14 protein-coding genes and 1 pseudogene are annotated in these 18,370 nt (G+C 63.8%); 7 read left to right on the forward strand and 8 right to left on the reverse strand.

Going from position 1 to position 18,370, the window contains the following annotated elements; all coding sequences use genetic code 11:
• The first annotated feature begins 295 nt into the window (after positions 1–295).
• The 5 genes and pseudogenes from AC2FME_RS01415 to AC2FME_RS01435 all read left to right on the forward strand — a co-directional run bounded on the left by AC2FME_RS01415 (position 296) and on the right by AC2FME_RS01435 (position 5,134).
• A complete protein-coding gene (locus AC2FME_RS01415; RefSeq protein ID WP_496799416.1) occupies positions 296–2,047 on the forward strand; it encodes an acetolactate synthase 3 large subunit in 1,752 nt (583 codons plus the stop codon).
• 60 nt (positions 2,048–2,107) lie between these two features.
• Complete coding sequence (gene ilvN, locus AC2FME_RS01420) at positions 2,108–2,668, forward strand: acetolactate synthase small subunit (RefSeq protein WP_496684483.1); 561 nt, start codon at positions 2,108–2,110, stop codon at positions 2,666–2,668.
• 311 nt (positions 2,669–2,979) lie between these two features.
• Positions 2,980–3,169: pseudogene (locus AC2FME_RS01425) on the forward strand (helix-turn-helix domain-containing protein); the annotation flags it as partial.
• Positions 3,170–3,758: 589 nt separating this feature from the next.
• Entirely contained in the window at positions 3,759–4,916 is a 1,158-nt protein-coding gene (locus tag AC2FME_RS01430) for an aromatic ring-hydroxylating oxygenase subunit alpha (protein ID WP_496799417.1), read from the forward strand.
• Complete coding sequence (locus AC2FME_RS01435; protein WP_496740751.1) at positions 4,913–5,134, forward strand: hypothetical protein; 222 nt, start codon at positions 4,913–4,915, stop codon at positions 5,132–5,134. Before AC2FME_RS01430 ends, AC2FME_RS01435 begins: the two co-directional genes overlap by 4 nt.
• A 9-nt stretch (positions 5,135–5,143) precedes the next feature.
• On the opposite strand, the gene AC2FME_RS01440 is transcribed toward AC2FME_RS01435, so the two are convergent.
• From AC2FME_RS01440 to AC2FME_RS01465, 6 genes are all read right to left on the reverse strand, one after another.
• Positions 5,144–5,935, reverse strand: coding sequence for a DUF2189 domain-containing protein (locus tag AC2FME_RS01440; protein ID WP_496796054.1), 792 nt, complete (start codon positions 5,933–5,935; stop codon positions 5,144–5,146).
• Between the two features lie 24 nt (positions 5,936–5,959).
• The gene (locus tag AC2FME_RS01445; RefSeq protein WP_496799418.1) at positions 5,960–7,360 is read right to left on the reverse strand and encodes an amidase; all 1,401 of its coding nucleotides are present in this window, start codon (positions 7,358–7,360) and stop codon (positions 5,960–5,962) included.
• 110 nt (positions 7,361–7,470) lie between these two features.
• Positions 7,471–8,598, reverse strand: coding sequence for a peptide chain release factor 2 (gene prfB, locus AC2FME_RS01450; protein ID WP_496799419.1), 1,128 nt, complete (start codon positions 8,596–8,598; stop codon positions 7,471–7,473).
• A 107-nt stretch (positions 8,599–8,705) separates the two neighbouring features.
• Positions 8,706–11,195 (reverse strand): penicillin-binding protein 1A, encoded by a 2,490-nt coding sequence (locus AC2FME_RS01455; protein ID WP_496686418.1) that lies wholly within the window; start codon positions 11,193–11,195, stop codon positions 8,706–8,708.
• A 95-nt stretch (positions 11,196–11,290) separates the two neighbouring features.
• Complete coding sequence (locus tag AC2FME_RS01460) at positions 11,291–12,511, reverse strand: N-acetylmuramoyl-L-alanine amidase (protein WP_496711469.1); 1,221 nt, start codon at positions 12,509–12,511, stop codon at positions 11,291–11,293.
• A gap of 65 nt (positions 12,512–12,576) precedes the next feature.
• Positions 12,577–13,740: a pyridoxal phosphate-dependent aminotransferase gene (locus tag AC2FME_RS01465; RefSeq protein ID WP_496799420.1), complete on the reverse strand. Its 1,164-nt coding sequence runs from the start codon at positions 13,738–13,740 to the stop codon at positions 12,577–12,579.
• Between AC2FME_RS01465 and AC2FME_RS01470 the strand changes: the two genes are divergently transcribed.
• Complete coding sequence (locus tag AC2FME_RS01470; protein WP_496799421.1) at positions 13,739–15,121, forward strand: M48 family metalloprotease; 1,383 nt, start codon at positions 13,739–13,741, stop codon at positions 15,119–15,121. The two genes, AC2FME_RS01465 and AC2FME_RS01470, sit on opposite strands and share 2 nt — an antisense overlap.
• Entirely contained in the window at positions 15,118–15,876 is a 759-nt protein-coding gene (locus AC2FME_RS01475) for a DsbA family protein (protein WP_496686429.1), read from the forward strand. The genes AC2FME_RS01470 and AC2FME_RS01475 overlap by 4 nt, the downstream gene beginning before the upstream one ends.
• 74 nt (positions 15,877–15,950) lie before the next feature.
• On the opposite strand, the gene ispG is transcribed toward AC2FME_RS01475, so the two are convergent.
• Complete coding sequence (gene ispG / locus AC2FME_RS01480) at positions 15,951–17,072, reverse strand: flavodoxin-dependent (E)-4-hydroxy-3-methylbut-2-enyl-diphosphate synthase (RefSeq protein ID WP_149774887.1); 1,122 nt, start codon at positions 17,070–17,072, stop codon at positions 15,951–15,953.
• A 72-nt stretch (positions 17,073–17,144) separates the two neighbouring features.
• Positions 17,145–18,356: a helix-turn-helix domain-containing protein gene (locus AC2FME_RS01485; protein WP_496681175.1), complete on the reverse strand. Its 1,212-nt coding sequence runs from the start codon at positions 18,354–18,356 to the stop codon at positions 17,145–17,147.
• Between the last annotated feature and the right edge of the window lie 14 nt (positions 18,357–18,370).

The following is an 18,370-nucleotide window of genomic DNA, read 5'->3' on the forward strand; positions in this document are numbered from 1 at the left end:
CGCGGCACCATTCGCGGAAATTCCGGCCATGCGTCAATCTGCGCAATAAAATGTCGCAAAATTCGACCTCAGAGACAGGAAATTGGCCAGATTGCCTGTTGACGCCCCGTCCCCCCACCCATAATGTCCCTGCACGCAAAAAGGAGCCTCTGGCGATGAAAACGCTAGTCGTAATCGTAGGAACCACGCGCATGGGCCGGTAACGGTACACCATAATCGAACCCATGCGCCTCCGAAACTTCGGGGGCTTTTTTATGTCAAACGCAAGACACATGTCGCGAACGGAGCAAAGCAGATGACACGTGAGATGACCGGCGCAAAGATGGTGGTCCAGGCCCTCAAGGATCAGGGCGTGGACACGGTATTCGGGTATCCCGGCGGCGCCGTCCTGCCGATCTATGACGAGATCTTTCTGCAGAACGACATCCGTCACATCCTCGTGCGGCATGAACAGGGCGCGGTCCATGCCGCCGAAGGCTATGCCCGGTCGACCGGGAAGCCCGGCGTCGCGCTGGTGACCTCGGGCCCCGGCGCGACCAACGCGGTGACCGGCCTGACCGATGCGCTGATGGATTCGATCCCGATCGTGGTTCTGACCGGCCAGGTGCCGACCTTCATGATCGGTTCGGACGCGTTCCAGGAGGCCGACACGGTGGGCATCACCCGCCCCTGCACCAAGCACAACTGGCTGGTCAAGGACACCAATTCGCTGGCCGCAACCCTGCACGAGGCGTTTCACGTCGCCACTGCCGGCCGCCCCGGCCCGGTGCTGATCGACATTCCCAAGGACGTGCAGTTCGCGACCGGCACCTATACCGCGCCGAAACCCTCGACCTCGCATTATCAGCCGGCGGTCAAGGGCGATCTGGACGCGATCACCGAACTGGTCGCTGCCATCGAAACCGCCAAGAAGCCCGTGTTCTATACCGGCGGCGGCGTGATCAATTCGGGCCCTGCCGCCAGCCAACTGCTGCGCGAGCTGGTGGACGCGACCGGCTTCCCCATCACCTCGACCCTGATGGGTCTGGGCGCCTACCCCGCATCGGGCAAGAACTGGATCGGAATGCTGGGCATGCACGGCCTGTACGAGGCGAACATGGCCATGCATGACTGTGACCTGATGATCAATGTCGGCGCCCGGTTCGACGACCGGATCACCGGGCGCATCGACGCGTTCTCGCCCAAGTCGAAAAAGGCGCATATCGATATCGACCCGTCCTCGATCAACAAGGTGATCCGAGTGGACATCCCAATCGTGGGCGACGTGGCGCATGTTCTGGAAGACGTGCTGAAAGTGTGGAAGGCGCGCGGGCGCAAGACCAACGCCGCGGCCGTCACCAAATGGCAGGCCCAGATCTCGGACTGGCGCAAGGTGAACTGCCTTGCCTACACGAACAGCGAAAAGTCGATCAAACCGCAATACGCGCTGCAGCGACTTGAGGCACTGACCAAGGACCTTGACCGCTACGTCTGTACAGAAGTGGGCCAGCACCAGATGTGGGCCGCGCAGTTCCTTGGGTTCGAAGACCCCAACCGCTGGATGACCTCGGGCGGTTTGGGCACCATGGGCTATGGCTTCCCGGCCTCGATCGGGGTGCAGATGGCGCATCCCGACGCGCTGGTGATCAACGTCGCGGGCGAGGCCAGCTGGCTGATGAACATGCAGGAGATGGGCACCGCCGTCCAATACCGCCTGCCGGTGAAACAGTTCATCCTGAACAACGAACGCCTGGGCATGGTGCGCCAGTGGCAGGAGCTGCTGCACGGCGAACGCTACTCGCATTCCTGGTCCGAGGCCCTGCCCGATTTCGTCAAGCTGGCCGAAGCCTTCGGGGCCAAGGGAATCATGTGCTCGGACCCGGCCGATCTGGATGACGCGATCATGGAGATGATCAATTACGACGGTCCGGTGATCTTTGACTGTCTGGTCGAAAAGCACGAGAACTGCTTCCCCATGATCCCGTCGGGCAAGGCGCATAACGAGATGCTGCTGGGTGAGGCCGAAACACAGGGTGTGATCGACTCCAAGGGCTCGGTACTGGTCTGATCGCTCCCACCGCACCCGGCCGGACCTTCCGGCGCACGAAAGTTGAAGAAAGGGACATAAATGTCTGCCCTACATATTAAAAAAGGCTCTACCCGCCATTCGGCCTATAACCTGCGCCCGACGTTTTCGGACGTGCAGGAGCGCCACACGATCGCCGTTCTGGTCGAAAACGAACCCGGCGTCCTGGCGCGCGTGATCGGGCTGTTTTCCGGACGTGGCTACAACATCGAAAGCCTGACCGTGGCCGAGGTCGACCACACTGGCCACCTCAGCCGTATCACCATCGTGACCACCGGCACACCGCAGGTGATCGAGCAGATCAAGGCGCAGCTGGGCCGGATCGTTTCTGTGCACGACGTGCATGACCTGACCGTCGAAGGCCCCTCGGTCGAGCGAGAACTGGCGATCATCAAAGTCGTGGGCGAAGGCGAAAAGCGCGTCGAGGCGCTGCGCCTGGCCGACATCTTTCGAGCCAACGTGGTGGACAGCACCTTGAATTCCTTCATCTTCGAGATTACCGGCACACCCGAAAAAATCGACGCCTTTGCCGACCTGATGCGCCCGCTTGGACTGATGGAAATCGCCCGGACCGGCGTGGCCGCCCTGCTGCGCGGCAGCTGACGGGTCGTCGCCCCCGCGCAAGGGGGGCCGCTTGTCTCCATATCCACTCGAGACTGTCGCCGGTCAGTGTCATCTGACCGGTTTTCCCAAATAGTTTGTGCAAAATCGCCAAATGCCTATTGCCTTTGGCCTATAAGGCATTAGCCTAGCGTCGGTTCTTTCCGACAGGAAAGCTCTTGGGGAAAATTATGCGATATTCCGGTTCAGGCCGACGGCTGACGCTGTGTCGGCACAGTCGTGTTGCGTTGCCATAGGCCATGACTGGACAAGGCATGGGCCATAAAGCACGCACACCAGAAGAATTGCGCACAATGCTTGGCGCAAACCTCCGGCAGCTGGTCAGCGGCTATCCCTCGGTGTCCGAGGTCTGCCGCCGTCTGGGCATCAATCGCACTCAGTTCAATCGATATCTGTCTGGCGAAAGCTTTCCACGGCCTGATGTGCTGGACCGGATCTGCCGCTTTTTCGGGATTGATGCCCGCATCCTTCTTACCCCCCTTTCCGAAATACCGAAAACCGAGTCGGCGCCGCTGCCTCCGTCCCTGCTGAAGTTTTTCGCGACGGGCCAAATAAAACGGGAGGAAACCCTGCTGTGCAGCGGGTTTCATCATGTCATCGAAACCCATCCCGCAGAGCCGCGGCACACCTGCCATCTGTTGCTGTTTGCCCGGAACCAGGGCAGCCACGCGACCGTACGCGCCTTCGACCCCGTCACGCCGGGTGCGACACCGGCTTCGCGCGAACTGCGCGGCTTGGCCTTCCGCTCAGGCACGACGACACAAATCATGATGGCGCATCGCGATACCATCGGCACCCGTTTCTACGTTCTTGCGGACGCAACCACTCCGGCCGCGTCGGTACGCACCGGATACAGCGTCAGGCTAGGCGCAAGCGCCTCCGACTGCCGAAAGTTGGAACTGCGGTTCCTGGGGCAAGATCTGAAGGCGGCCCTCGGGGTCGCGCGGCTGGCCCGGTCCTGACCACCCCGGCAGGCCGCCAACATGTCGTTGTGAGAAAAACCCGGGTCGCGGACATGACAGCGGGCCGGCGGTGGGACTGCTTAGGCTGGGTGGCAACCGAGGAGGACCACATGGCCAGCACACTGACCGATCTGTCTGCCGTTCGCCAAAGCATCGAAACCGCGCTGGGCCTGCCCAACGCGCACTATACCGACCCCCGGCTGCACGCCGAGGAGAGCCAGGCCCTGCTGCTGGACGGCTGGTCCGGACTGGCCGTAACCGCCGACGTGCCCGAACCGGGCGACGCGGTCCCGATCGAGTTTCTCGGCATCCCCCTGCTGCTGCTGCGCGACCGGTCGGGCCAGGTACGGGTGTTCCAGAACATCTGCCGCCACCGTGGCATGATCCTGGTGGCCGAACCGCGCAAGATCGAAGGCGCGATCCGCTGCCCCTATCACAGCTGGTGCTATTCGACCGAGGGTCGCCTGGTGGCGACCCCGCATGTGGGCGGGCCGGGCCAGAACGCGCATGACGCGATGAACCGGTCCGAACTGGGCCTGATCGAGGTGCGCAGCCATATCTGGCGCGAGGTGGTCTGGATCAACGTCTCGGGAACCGCTCCGGCCTTCGAGGATGCCAACGCCAAGCTGATCGAACGATGGGCCGAGTTCGACCAGCCGCTGTACCATGGCGGCCCCGACAGCGCCTTCCGGCTGGACGTGAACTGCAACTGGAAGCTGGCGGTCGAGAATTACTGCGAAAGCTATCACCTGCCCTGGGTGCATCCCGGGTTGAACAGCTATTCCCGGCTGGAGGACCACTATCACATCCAGGAGCCCGGCCTGTTTTCCGGCCAGGGTACCCTTGTCTATCGCCAGTTGACCGGCGAGGACGGCCGCACCTTCCCCGATTTTCCGGGGCTGAGCGCCAAGTGGGACACGGCCGCCGAATACATCGCCGCCTTTCCCAACGTTTTGCTGGGCGTGCATCGCGACCACGCCTTTGCCATCATCCTGCGCCCCGAGGCGCAGGACCGTACATCGGAACATATCCATCTGTTCTATGCGTCGCCGGACACAGATGCCGACCTGCGCGCGCGCAACACCGAGCAGTGGAAACTGGTGTTCGAGGAAGACGTGTTCGTGGTCGAAGGCATGCAGCGCGGTCGCGCGGCCCCCGGTTTCGACGGAGGGCATTTCTCACCGGCGATGGACGGGCCGACGCATCTGTTCCATGACTGGGTCGCACAGCGGCTGATCGCGCGCCGCGATAGGCCTGCCGCCGAATGAGCGCACTGGACGACCGTCTGCTGAACGCACATGCGGCTGGCGACATCCGGGCCTTGGCGGCCCTGTATGAACAGGCCGCAGACGCGCAGAGCGATGCGGATGCAGCAGCGTTCTTCCTGACCCACGCCTATGTGCATGCGCTCGAGGCCGGTCTGCCGGCCGCCGCCTGGCTGCGCCAGCGGCTGATCGACATGGGGCGCGAGGTTCCGCAGCAGTGACCGCACCGATCAGGTCGGGGCGGTTTCTTCACCGTCACTATCCCCCGTGATCTGCCGGTACAGGTGCCAGCTGGCATGGCCGAACAGCGGCAGCACGATCAGCAGGCCCAGAAACCACGGGATCATGGCGATGAAGGTGGTGACGGCGATGAACGCCCCCCACCCGAGCATCACACGCTTGTTCACTGCGACATAGGCATAGCTGGAAATCATCGCCGTCACGAAATCCAGTTCACGATCCAGCAGCATCGGAATCGACAGCACCGAGATCATGTAGAGCAGGATCGCGAAAAGCGCTCCGACCACGGTTCCGACGGCCAGCATGGTCAACCCGTTCGCAGTAAGGAACACCTCGAGCGACGAGGACACGTTGGTCATGGTCGACAGGCCCATGAACAGGGCGAAGATCATGTGGCCCAGAAAGAACCAGAACAAGAAGATCACAACGATGATGGCGCAAATCGACGGCAGCTGTCGGCGGCTCTGCTGGATCACCACGCCGAAGATGGCGCCGAAATCCAGCGGCGCGCCCTGTTCCAGCCGGTGCGAGACCTCGTATAGCCCCACCGCTGCAAACGGCCCCAACAGCGGAAACCCGATCGCGGCCAGCACCAGCCAGTACGAGGTGCCCGTCTGCACCGTGATCCATGCCATCAGCCAACCCACTAGAACGTAGAACCCCGCGAACAGCAGGCCGAAGATCGGCGCGCGGCAATAGTCCTGCCAGCCCCGGCGCAGCGCCGTGCGAAGCATTTCGCGGCTGGCGGGTTTCAACTTTGGAACTCCGAATGGCCTGTCCATGTTCCGTCTGTCCTCCCAGTTCCTTCAAATCTCGGGCGGCCGTTTCTGCGGCCAATGCGTAACCGCATGATAGGCGGCCCCGATCGACAGCAGTCGGGCATCGCTGCCCCGCGGGCCGAACAGCTGCATCCCCATCGGCAGCCCCCCCGGCCCGAATCCGGCCGGAATCGACAGGCAGGGCAGCCCCAGCAGGCTGACCGGTGTCACCACCTGCATCCAACGGTGATAGCTGTCCATCTCGACCCCGGCGATGCGGCGCGGATACGGCCAGTCCACCGGAAACGGCCAGACCTGCGCTGCTGGCAGCACCAGCGCGTCATATTCGGAAAACAGCGCGACCGCCCGCCGGTGCCAGTCTGACCGGGTCACGCTGGCGGCCTGCAGTTGCATCGCGGTCAGGGCCAGCCCGCGCTCGAGCTCCCATAGGGCACTGTCCTTCAGGGCGTGTTTGCGGTCGGCCAGGGGTTGCAGCCCGGCCGCCACGCTGAACGAGCGCAGCGTGATCCAGGACTCCCAGATCCGTTCGGCATCGAAGGGGGGCGGTACCTCCTCGACCGTTGCGCCCAACTGGGCAAACAGCGTCAACTCGCGCGCGCACAGCGGCAGAATGCCGTCTTCCGTTGGGAAGGCCCCGCCCCAGTCACCCAGCCAGCCGATGCGCATGTCCTCAAGGCTTCTGACCGGCACGGGCGAGACCGGATCGCTGTCGAACGACAGGGGCTGGCGCGGGTCCGCGCCCGACATCACGTCCAGCAGCAGCCCGATATCCTCTGGGCTGCGCGCCATCGGACCCAGCGTCGAAAGTTGATGAAGATACAGATCGCCCACCGGCTCGGACGGGACGCGGCCCCAGGTCGGGCGGAAGCCATAGACATTGTTCCAGGCGGCCGGGTTGCGCAGGCTGCCCATCATGTCGGACCCATCGGCCAGCGCCAGCATTCCCGTGGCCAAGGCGACCGCCGCCCCGCCCGAAGACCCGCCGCAACTGCGCGTCAGGTCATAGGGGTTGCGGGTTGCGCCATAGACCGGGTTGAACGTATGCGACCCCAGACCGAATTCCGGCGTGTTGGTCTTGCCGATCAGGATCGCGCCTGCCGCGCGCAGTCGGGCCGCGATGAGGTCGTCGGCATCGGGCACATGGCCGCGAAACAGGGGCGAACCCTGGGTCGAAGGAATGCCCGCCACGTTCACCAGATCCTTGACCGCCATTGGCAGACCGTGCAGCGGGCCATGCCGGGCATGGCCGTCGGCCGCCTGCGCCTGCGCCATCAGTGCATCTTCATCCTGCAGTGCCACGATGGCGTTGACCCGGTCGTTGACCCGCGCGATCCGGTCCAGCGTCGCGCGCATCACTTCGACGGCCGAAACCTGCCCCGCGCGCAGCTTGCTCAGCAGTTCGACGGCCGAAGTTTCGATTGGGGTCATGGGGTTACGTCCAGGCTATGATCGAACTCAGCCTAGCGATGGACGGATCGTATTTAAACCCGGTGTTTTGTATGTATCTTTTGTCGGTGTGCCACCCGCCCCGTGCGCAATCAGGCGTCCGACTGCGCCTCGGCCCGGCTTTTGCCCGAAACGTTCATCGCCAGCGTGGCCGCCATGAACCCATCCAGATCACCGTCCAGAACACCCTTGGTGTCCGAGGTCTCGTAACCCGTGCGCAGGTCCTTGACCATCTGATAGGGCTGCAGAACGTAGGACCGGATCTGGTTGCCCCAGCCCGCGTCGCCCTTGGCCTCGTGCGCGGCGTTGATCTCGGCGTTGCGACGGTCCAGCTCCAACTGGTACAGGCGCGATTTCAGCGCCTTCATGGCGATGTCGCGGTTCTGGTGCTGCGACTTTTCCGAACTGGTCACCACGATGCCGGTCGGGATGTGGGTGATCCGAACCGCCGAATCCGTCGTATTGACGTGCTGACCGCCCGCGCCGGACGAGCGATAGGTATCGACGCGGATGTCAGCCGGGTTCACTTCGATCTCGATATTGTCGTCCACCACCGGATAGACCCAGACCGAGCTGAATGACGTGTGCCGCTTGGCCGCCGAGTCATAGGGCGAGATGCGCACCAGCCGGTGCACGCCGCTTTCGGACTTCAGCCAGCCATAGGCGTTGTGGCCCGAGATCTTGTAGGCCGCCGACTTGATCCCCGCCTCTTCGCCCGGGGTTTCCGACTGCAGCTCGACCTTGTAACCCTTCTTCTCGGCCCAGCGGACATACATCCGCGCCAACATCGAGGCCCAGTCGCAGCTTTCGGTGCCCCCGGCGCCCGCGTTGATTTCAAGGAAGGTGTCATTGGCATCGGCCTCGCCGTCCAGCAGCGCCTCCAGCTCTTTTTCGGCCGCTTTGTCGCGCAGCTTTTTCAGGGCCTCTTCGGCATCCTTGACGACTTCTTCGTCGTCTTCCATCTCACCCAGTTCGATCAGTTCGACATTGTCGTTCAAATCGGTCTTGATCGACTCGTAGGTCTCGATCGCATCGACCAGAACCTGCCGTTCGCGCATCAGCTTCTGCGCGTTTTCGGGGTTGTCCCACAGGTTGGGGTCCTCGACGCGGGCGTTGAACTCCTCCAGCCGGTGCGGCGCGGTTTCATAGTCCATACGCTGGGCCAGCAGCTCCAGCGATTTTTGGATCTCGGCCACGATGTTCTGGATTTCGGCGCGCATGGTCAGGTCCCAACTTGCTCAATCAGGCCTGCGTGATAGCAAGAGGTTCAGGCCACCACAAGATGACCCGCGCGGGTTTGCACAGCTTTCCCGCGCTCGGCGGCAGATCAGTAAAGTCCGCCGCCCTGCAGATCGCCCTGGCTGGCCTTCGGCCCCACGATGACCGTTTCGCCGGTCGATGTCCGAACCTGACGGCCTCCGCTCGTGACCTCCTCGAACAGAGGCAGGTCAGACCCCATCGCGAAACCGCCATCATACACGCGGTCGATGAACCCATCGACGCCATCGCGGAAATATTCGGCTACGACGTAATCGCCGGTCGCATCTTCCGGCAGCCGCGCGCCGCTGAACCGGTCGATCTTGATGAAATGGCCGCCCGGGGGCACTTCGAACGGGCCGCCGCCGTATTTCGCGACTGCCTTTTCCATGAAGCTCTGGAAGACCGGCCCGCACAGCGTGCCGCCATAGGCCCCCCGCCCCATCGGACGCGGACGGTCATAGCCGATATAGCAGCCGGCCACGATATTCGAGGTGAAGCCGATGAACCAGGCGTCCTTGGATTCGTTGGTCGTACCGGTCTTGCCAGCCGTCGGAACCGGCAGGTTGACCACACGCGACGCGGTACCGCGATCCACCACGCCCTTCATCATCGAGGTCAGCTGATAGGCGGTGATCGGGTCCATCACCTGCTCGCGGTCGTCGACGATGGTGGGGGCCGCATCGGGTTCCAGCCAGCTGGAATTGCAATCGAGGCATTGACGATCATCATGCCGATAGATCGTCTTGCCAAACCGGTCCTGGATCCGGTCGACCAGGGTGGGTTTGACCCGCTCGCCACCGTTGGCGAACATCGCATAGGCCGCAACCATCTTGTAGAGCGTCGTCTCCTCGGCCCCCAGCGCGTTGGCCAGGTAGGGGCCCATGTTGTCGTACACGCCAAACCGTTCCGCATAACCTGCGACCACGGGCATCGAAACCTCCTGTGCCAAGCGGATGGTCATCAGGTTCCGCGACTGCTCGATCCCGGTGCGCAGCGGCGTGGGGCCATAGAACTTGTTGGTCGAGTTCTTGGGGGTCCACAGACCCTGCGGCGTATTCACCTCGATGGGCGCATCCACCACGATGGTCGCCGGGCTGTAGCCGCTGTCGAGCGCGGCGGCATAGACGAAGGGCTTGAAGGCCGAACCGGGCTGGCGCAGCGCCTGGGTGGCGCGGTTGAACACCGAGTCCTGGTACGAGAACCCGCCCTGTATCGCCAGAACGCGGCCCGAGTTCACGTCCATCGCGACAAATCCGCCCTGAACCTCGGGGATCTGGCGGGCCGACCACTGGCCGTCTTCGGCGGCTACCACAAGGATCACGTCGCCGCGCTTGAAATTGGCGCGGAAATCGCCCTGCATCCACTTGATGTCGCTGCGCGGGATGATGCCGTCGGCCGGACCGTTTTCGACCCCCACGGTCAGTTGCTGGTCGGCAACGTCCAGCACCACCGCCGGATACCACGGCGTGGGCAGCACCACGTCGCGCGGAACCTCCAGTTTGGCCAGCTCTGCGCGCCATTGTGCCTCGTCGGCCAATATTTCCTCGGGGATGGTCAGGCCGGTTCCGCGCCATTTCCCGCGCGACCGGTCGTATTTCTGCAAGGCCTCGCGCAGGGCAAGTGCGGCTTCGACCTGCATCTCTTCGTCCACCGAGGCGCGGACGGTGAAACCGCCGGTAAAAAATTCGCCCTCGCCGAAATCCTCGCTCAGCTGACGGCGGATCTCGTCGGTGAAATAGTCGCGCGGCGGCAGCGCGGTGCGGAAGCTTTCGAAATCGCCGTTCTGGACCGAGCGCAGCGGTTGCGCCACTTCGGTCTCATAGGTCGCCTTGTCGATGTACCCGTTCTGGTACATTTCGCGCAGCACATAGTTGCGCCGCGCCAGCAGGCGATCCTTCTGCCGGACCGGGTGATAGTCCGACGGCGCCTTGGGCATCGCCGCCAGCGTCGCCGCCTCATGCGGGGCCAGTTCCTGCAAGGTCTTGTTGAAATAGGTCTGCGCGGCAGCGGTCACGCCGTAGGAGTTCTGGCCCAGGAAGATCTCGTTGAGATAAAGCTCGAGGATCTGTTCCTTGTCCAGCGTCTCTTCCAGGCGGGTGGCAAGGATGATTTCCTTGATCTTGCGCTCGGCCCGGCGGTCGCCCGACAGAAGGAAGTTCTTCATCACCTGCTGGGTGATGGTCGAGGCCCCGCGAACGTTTTCGCCCTTGGACTTCACCGCCTCGACCGCGGCGGCGATGATGCCGCGCGGGTCATAGCCTTGGTGGGTGTAGAAATTCTTGTCCTCGGCCGAGATGAAGGCCTGCTTGACCAGGTCGGGGATTTCCTCGGACGGGGTGAACAGGCGGCGCTCCTGGGCGAATTCGTCAATCAGGTGGCCTTCGCCCGAATAGATGCGGCTGATGGTGGGCGGCTTGTACTGGGCCAACGACTCGTGGCTGGGCAGGTCACGGCCGTACATCCAGAACACCGCGCCGATCACCAGCGCCGCCATGAAGATACCAAGCGTCACGAGGCTGAAGATCGCCCCGAAAATCGAAAGAATGAACCGGATCACGTTGCTGCCTTTTGTTCGCGGTGCCGCCTATATAGTGCCGCTGCACACAAGGGTCAAAGCACCCGCGCCGATACTAGCCGTTTTGCGCCGCAGGGTCACTGCCCAATCAGGTCGCGGCGGGCCAGATCTTGCTGCCGCCAAGCCTGAAGCCCCTGACGGATGCCGCGCGCCATGGTGGATCGCCATTCGGGATTTTTCAGGTTTTTCAGATCTCTGGGGCTGGACAAGAACCCAAGTTCGACCAGAACCGACGGGATGTCGGCGGCCTTGAGTACCGAAAACGAGGCCCGACGGACAGGGCGCCGGTTCATCGGCCCGCCCTGTTGCGCCATGCCGTTGGCCAGCGTCTGCGCCAGCGCCTCGGTGCGGGGCTGGGTCTCTTGCCGGGCCATGTCCAGCAGAACGTCGGCGATCTGGTCGTCCGAGCCGCTCAGATCAACGCCGGCGATCAGGTCGTCGCGGTCGTGCCGCTCGGCCAGTTTGCGGCTGGCCACGTCCGAGGCCTCGTTGGACAGGACATAGATCGTGGCGCCGTGGGCCTGCCCCTCGGACAGCGCGTCGGCATGCAGCGAGATGAAGACATCGGCTGCGGCGCGATGCGCCAGCGCGATCCGCCGTTCCAGCGAGACGAAATAATCGTCGGCCCGCGTCAGGACCACTTCGAACCCGCCCGCGCGCAGCAGTTCCTCGCGCAGTTCGCGGGCGAAGGTCAGCATCAAGGTCTTTTCGTTGGTTCCGCCCGCCTCGGCGCCGGGGTCGATGCCGCCATGGCCCGGGTCAAGCATCACCCGCAGCGCCCGTCGGTCATCCGCGCCGCGCAGCGCCGGCAGATCGGCCGGGGGCGGCAGATCCCATCCGGGCGTGTGCGGCGCGCCCGCGCTTGCGGCGAAGCTTTCGAAATCGGTGCCTTTCAGGTTCAGGGTCAACACCGCCGCGCCCGAGGCCGGATCGACACGCATCGCGGCCCGGTCCACAGCCAGCGGCGCCCCAAGTTCCAGCACCAGACGCGACCAGCCGGGCACATAGGCCCCGAACCGAACCGCGCTGATGCGCCGGGTCTGCAGGAAGGCCTCGCGGTTCAACCCGCTCCAGTCGACTTCCTTGAAGTCGATCACCATCCGGTACGGGTCTTGAAGGGTGAAGATGCGATATGGCACGCCCTGGCTCAGCCCCAGTTGGACCTGTACGCCCGCGCCGTCATCGTCGATGATCCGGCTCTGCTCGGGCAGGACACGCGCCAAGGCATTGAAGTCCTGCGCCCATACCGCGCCGGTCAGCGCCCAGATCAGGGCGAGTGCGAAAAGGATCCTGCTCATGGCCTCAAGTTTTCCCGAGATCGTTTGGCAGTAGCCTATCGCAGCACGGCCGGTTTGTGAACGCCTCAGGCCGACTTCTGCGCGGCCCGGCGATCCACCATGAAGCTGCGGAGCCGTTCCAGGCCCTGCTCGATGTCCTCGGTCGACCGGGCGTAGGAAAGGCGCAGGGTCGTGTGGCCGCGCACCGGATCGAAATCCAACCCCGGCGTTACGGCGACGCCGGCCTTGTCCAGGATCTCGGCGGCAAAAGCGCGGCTGTCCTGGGTCAGGTCCGAGACATCGGCATAGACATAGAACGCCCCGTCCGGAGGCGCGATGTTGGTGAACCCGGCCTCGGGCAGGCCCTTCAGCATCAGGTCGCGGTTGCGGCGATAGACGGCTAGGTTGCCCTGCAGTTCGTCCTCGCAATCCATCGCGGCCAGCGCGGCGATCTGGCTGGCATGGGGCGCACAGATGAACATGTTCTGGGCGATGCGCTCGACCACGCGCACCTGATCCTCGGGTACCACCATCCAGCCGACGCGCCAGCCGGTCATCGAGAAATACTTGGAAAACGAGTTGATGACATAACACTCGTCGGTCAATTCCAGAGCAGTGACCGCCTTGGCCTCGTATTCCAGCCCGTGATAAATTTCGTCACTGATGAACGAAGCACCCTGCCCCTGCGCGGCCTCGATCAGCGCGCCCATGGCGGCGTGGTCCAGCATGGTTCCGGTCGGGTTTGCGGGCGAGGCCACCATCAGCCCCTGCAGGTCGAGCCCGGCAAAATCCTGTGGCACGGGTTGCAGGCGGTTTTCCTGCGCAGTCGGCAGATCGACCGGCACCAGCCCCAGCGCCCGCAAGATCTGACGATAGGACGGATAACCCGGCGCGCCGATCCCCACCCGGTCGCCGCTGTCGAACAGCGCGGTGAAGGCCAGCAGGAATCCGCCTGAGGATCCCGGGGTGATCACCACCCGTTCGGGGTTCAGGTCTACGTCGTACCATTCGCCATACATCCGTGCGATGCGTTGCCGCAGCGCCGGCAGACCCAGCGCGACGGTATAGCCCAGCGGGCCGTGCCGCATCGCGCGGGCCAGCGCCTCCAACGCGCCTTGAGGCGCGCCGGTTCCGGGCTGGCCGACTTCCATGTGGATGATGTGGCGCCCGGCCTCTTCAGCGCGGCGCGCGGCCTCCATCACGTCCATCACGATGAAGGGATCAACGCCCGACCGGGTTGAGTTTCGCATGCCCATCTCCCATGTTGCGACCATGGCTTTTGAACGCGGATCCCGGCTGGCGTCAATCCCGGCATTTCTGCTGGCGGTGGCGCTGTGGATCGCGGCCGCCGCGCAAAGCCACGCGCAAAGCCTGATCCGCGACCCCGATATCGAACACGGGCTGCGCGAACTGGCCTTTCCGATCCTGCGCGCGGCGGGGCTGAACACCAACCGCGTGCGCGTTCTGGTGGTCAAGGACGATACGTTCAACGCCTTCGTGATCGACTACAACACGATCTACGTGAACCACGGGCTGATCCTCAGCGTCGACAGCCCCGAGATGCTGCAGGCCGTCATCGCGCACGAGGCCGCCCATATCGCCAACGGGCATCTGGCCCGGCGGGCCGAAAACCTGCGCGCCGCCAAGCGGGCCGCCGGGTTCGGAACCGCGCTGGCCATGATCGCCGCGGCTGCAGGGGGCGGCGAGGCCGCAGCCGGGATCGCCGCCGGAACATCCGCCTCGGCGCTGCGCAGCTTTCTGGGCCACACCCGCGCCGAAGAGGCCTCGGCCGACCGCAGCGCGGCCGGATACCTGCGTTGGGCCGAGATCTCGCCCAGCGGCATGGTCGCCCTGCACCGGAAATTCGCCGGCCAGGAATTGCTGAGCGAGGCCAATCAGGACCCCTACATGCGGTCGCACCCCACCAGCCGCGAGCGTCTGCGCGCCGCCGAGGCCTTTCTGGATGAATTCGGCGACCGCGCCAAACCCGACCCGAACGCCGACTACTGGTTCGCGCGGGTGAAGGGCAAACTGTCGGCCTTCCTGCGCTCGCCCAGCTGGACCCTGCGCCGCGCCAAGGAAGAAAGCGCACGGGACATCCGCCTGATGCGCGAAGCCGCCGCCCATCACCAGAACCGCAATCTGGGTGCGGCCCTGTCGGCCATCGACGGGGCCTTGGCGATCCGGCCCGAGGATCCGTACTATTACGAGTTGAAAGGTCAGATCCTGCTGGAAAACCGCCGGTTTGCGCAAGCGGTCAACGCCTATGCCAAGGCCATGGAACTGGCGCCGCGCGATGCTCTGATCATGGCCGGGTACGGGCGCGGGTTGCTGGCCGAAGGGCGTACGAAGGAAGCCCTGCAAGTGCTTGAAAAGGCACGCGCCCGCGACTATCGAAACCTGCGGCTGATGCAGGATCTGGGGGTGGCCTATGCCAAGCTGGGACAGCCCGGCATGGCCGCGACCGTCACCGCCGAACGCTATGCCCTGCAAGGCCGCCTGGCCGATGCGGGCATCCACGCAAGACGCGCCGTCGGGCAATTGCCCGAAGGCTCACCGGGTTGGCAACGGGCACAGGATGTGCTGATTGCCGCAGAACGAGCTGAGAAATCGAAAAGGAAACGGAAATGATCCTCAGACACGCAGCACCTGCCCTTCTGGGGCTTACCCTGATATCCGGCCCCGCGCAGGCGCTGGACCTGAGCGCGATGAGTCCCGACGAAAAGGCCGAGTTCGGCGCGGCCGTGCGCGAATATCTGCTGGAAAACCCCGAGGTCATCATCGAAGCGGTCAACATTCTGGAGCAGCGCAATGCCGCAGCCGAAGCCGCAGCCGACAAGGACCTGGTCGCAGCCAATGCCGAGGCGCTGTTCAATGACGGCTACAGCTGGGTGGGTGGCAATCCAGACGGCGACATCACTCTGGTCGAGTTCATGGACTATCGCTGCGGCTATTGCCGCCGAGCGGTGCCCGAGGTCGACGCCCTGCTGGCACAGGATGGAAACATCCGCTTTATCATCAAAGAGTTCCCGATCCTTGGCGAGGCTTCGGTGTTGTCGTCACGTTTTGCTATCGCGACCAAGCAAGTCGCAGGCGACGACGCCTACAAGCAGGTGCATGACGCGCTGATGGAATTCGGCGGAGACGTGACCGAAGTAGCCCTGCGCCGAATTTCCGACGGGCTGGGCCTGGACAGCGATGCGATCTTGGCTGCAATGGATAGCGACGCGGTGACAGATGAAATCGCCCAGACCCGCGAACTGGCGCAACGGCTCAAGATTTCTGGCACGCCCAGCTTCGTGCTGGGTACGGAAATGTTGCGCGGTTATCTGAAGGCCGATCAGATGCAGCAGATCGCCGACGCCGTGCGCGCCGAACAGGGATAGTCGGCCAAGAGGTCGAGACCGGACACGCAACGACATGGAAGAGCCGCAGCCAGGTGCTGCGGTTTTTTCTGTTTCTATTCAGCCGCCTCGGCCGCGGCATCCAGCTCGGCCGCCTTCTTCTCCACCTGCTCGACGATGTGGTCGATCATCTGTTCGTTCGACATCTTGTGGCTGGCCTTGCCCGCCAGATAGACCATGCCCGAACCCGCGCCCCCGCCGGTAAAGCCGACATCGGTCATCAGCGCCTCGCCGGGGCCGTTCACGACGCAGCCGATGATCGACAGGCTCATGGGCGTCTTGATGTGTTCCAGCCTCTTTTCCAGCGTCTCGACCGTCTTGATCACGTCGAACCCCTGCCGCGCGCAGGACGGGCATGAGATGATGTTCACGCCCCGATGGCGCAGGCCAAGAGATTTTAGGATCTCGAAACCGACCTTCACCTCTTCGACCGGATCGGCGGACAGGCTGACGCGGATCGTGTCGCCGATCCCCATCCACAGCAGGTTGCCCAGCCCGATGGCCGATTTGATCGTGCCGCTGACAAGCCCCCCGGCCTCGGTGATGCCCAGATGAATCGGGGCGTCGGTGGCCTCGGCGATGCCCTGATAGGCAGCAGCCGACAGGAAAACGTCGCTGGCCTTCACGCTGATCTTGAATTCGTGGAAATCATTGTCCTGCAGGATGCGGATATGTTCGAGCCCGCTTTCCACCATCGCCTCTGGGCACGGCTCGCCATATTTCTCCAGCAGGTGCTTTTCCAGACTGCCCGCGTTCACGCCGATGCGGATCGAGCAATTGTGGTCGCGCGCGGCCTTGATGACCTCTTTCACCCGCTTTTCATCACCGATATTGCCCGGGTTGATGCGCAGGCACGCGGCGCCGGCCTCGGCGGCCTCGATGCCGCGCCGATAGTGGAAATGGATATCCGCCACGATCGGCACCGGGCTTTCGCGCACGATCTCCTTTAACGCCTTCGACGACGCCTCGTCCGGGACCGATACGCGCACGATATCCGCTCCGGCCTCGGCCGCCGCCTGTACCTGCGCCACGGTCGCGGCGACATCGGTCGTCAGCGTGTTGGTCATGGTTTGCACGGCGATCGGCGCGTCGCCGCCCACCGGAACGTTGCCGACCATGATCTGGCGGGATTTGCGGCGATAGATGTCGCGCCAGGGGCGCACGTGGTTCAGAGACATGAAAACGGATCCGCGTCAGCCTGAGGTCTGGCCTTTAGATAGTCCGGGGGCAAGCCCGCCGCAATGGCAAGATCACTCTGCCGGGGCTTCGGTCGCTTGAGTCTGAAGCTCGGCCACCAGACGCCGCAGCGCACTGTTGGCCTCGGACGTGAGATCGGCAACGGCGTAGTTTTCGGCAACCGCGTCCTTGGACAGGATCACGCCCTTGGACACGGTTCCGGGCTTACCGACCGGGCCGTAATGCTGGCCGTTCATCGAGAAATACACGCTGCCCGATGCACCTGCGCGCAGTTGCGGGGGCTCTTCGGTCAGCGGCACCTCGAAGACGTTGCCGTTTTCGACCGTGCCAAGCGTTCCCTCGAAGATCACGCTGCCATCGGCTGCGGTGACCCGCATCCAGGCAGGTTCTACCGCAACGATCTTGAGCGCAGTGTCTACCTGTTCGACCACTTGCGGCAGCGGTGTGCGCTCGACCGTGTGCACTTCGGCCATAGCCACCTCGGGCAGTTCCGGCGGGCGGAAGGTGCCTACGGTGCGCGGATCGAGCGTCGAGATCGGCGCATCGCGCGCCACCAGCACCGGCACGTCCAGCGCCTGCGGCCGATACAGACGATCCAACGCCTCTGCACTGGGGGCCTGCAAGCCGTCGATATCATCGTCGGTGTCGGACCGGATCGCCGCCAGCGGATCGAGATCGGCCAACACCACCGGCGCTTGTTCGACCGGGGCGACCTGCACCTGCTGGATCTTGTTGAGAACCGACCAGCCGCCATAGCCGATGCCGCCGATCAGTGCCAGCAGGACCAGCGAAGAGCCGATTGCCCGGGGTTCAATCTGGCTGAAGACGGATTCACGGCCCGGAAGATAAGGCGTGTTCGGCGAAATGAACGGGTCGCGCCCCATTGGTCCACGCGCCGGCAAGTCGCCGCCGCCTTTCTTGACCACCGAGGCTTGGGCCGACATGCCATGCGCCACCGAAAACCCGCTTTCCTTGCAGAAGGTTTCAAACGTTTCATCCGGGTCCATGCCCAGATACCGGGCGTAGGAACGCACATACCCGGCGATAAAGCCGGGTGTGTCGAACGCATCAGGGTCGGCGTTTTCGATGGCGGCGATGTAGTTGGCCTTGATCCGCAGTTCACGTTGGACATCCAGCAGAGACTTGCCCTTGGTGGCACGCTCGCCGCGCATGACATCGCCCAAGCGAACCTCATAGTCGTCAAACCCTTTTGGCCTGACCTCCACGTCTTGCTCGGAATTGCGCTGAGTCCTGCGCCCAATCATCCCTGCTGCCCCAA

Source organism: Ruegeria sp. BHSC026 (genome assembly GCF_059613065.1).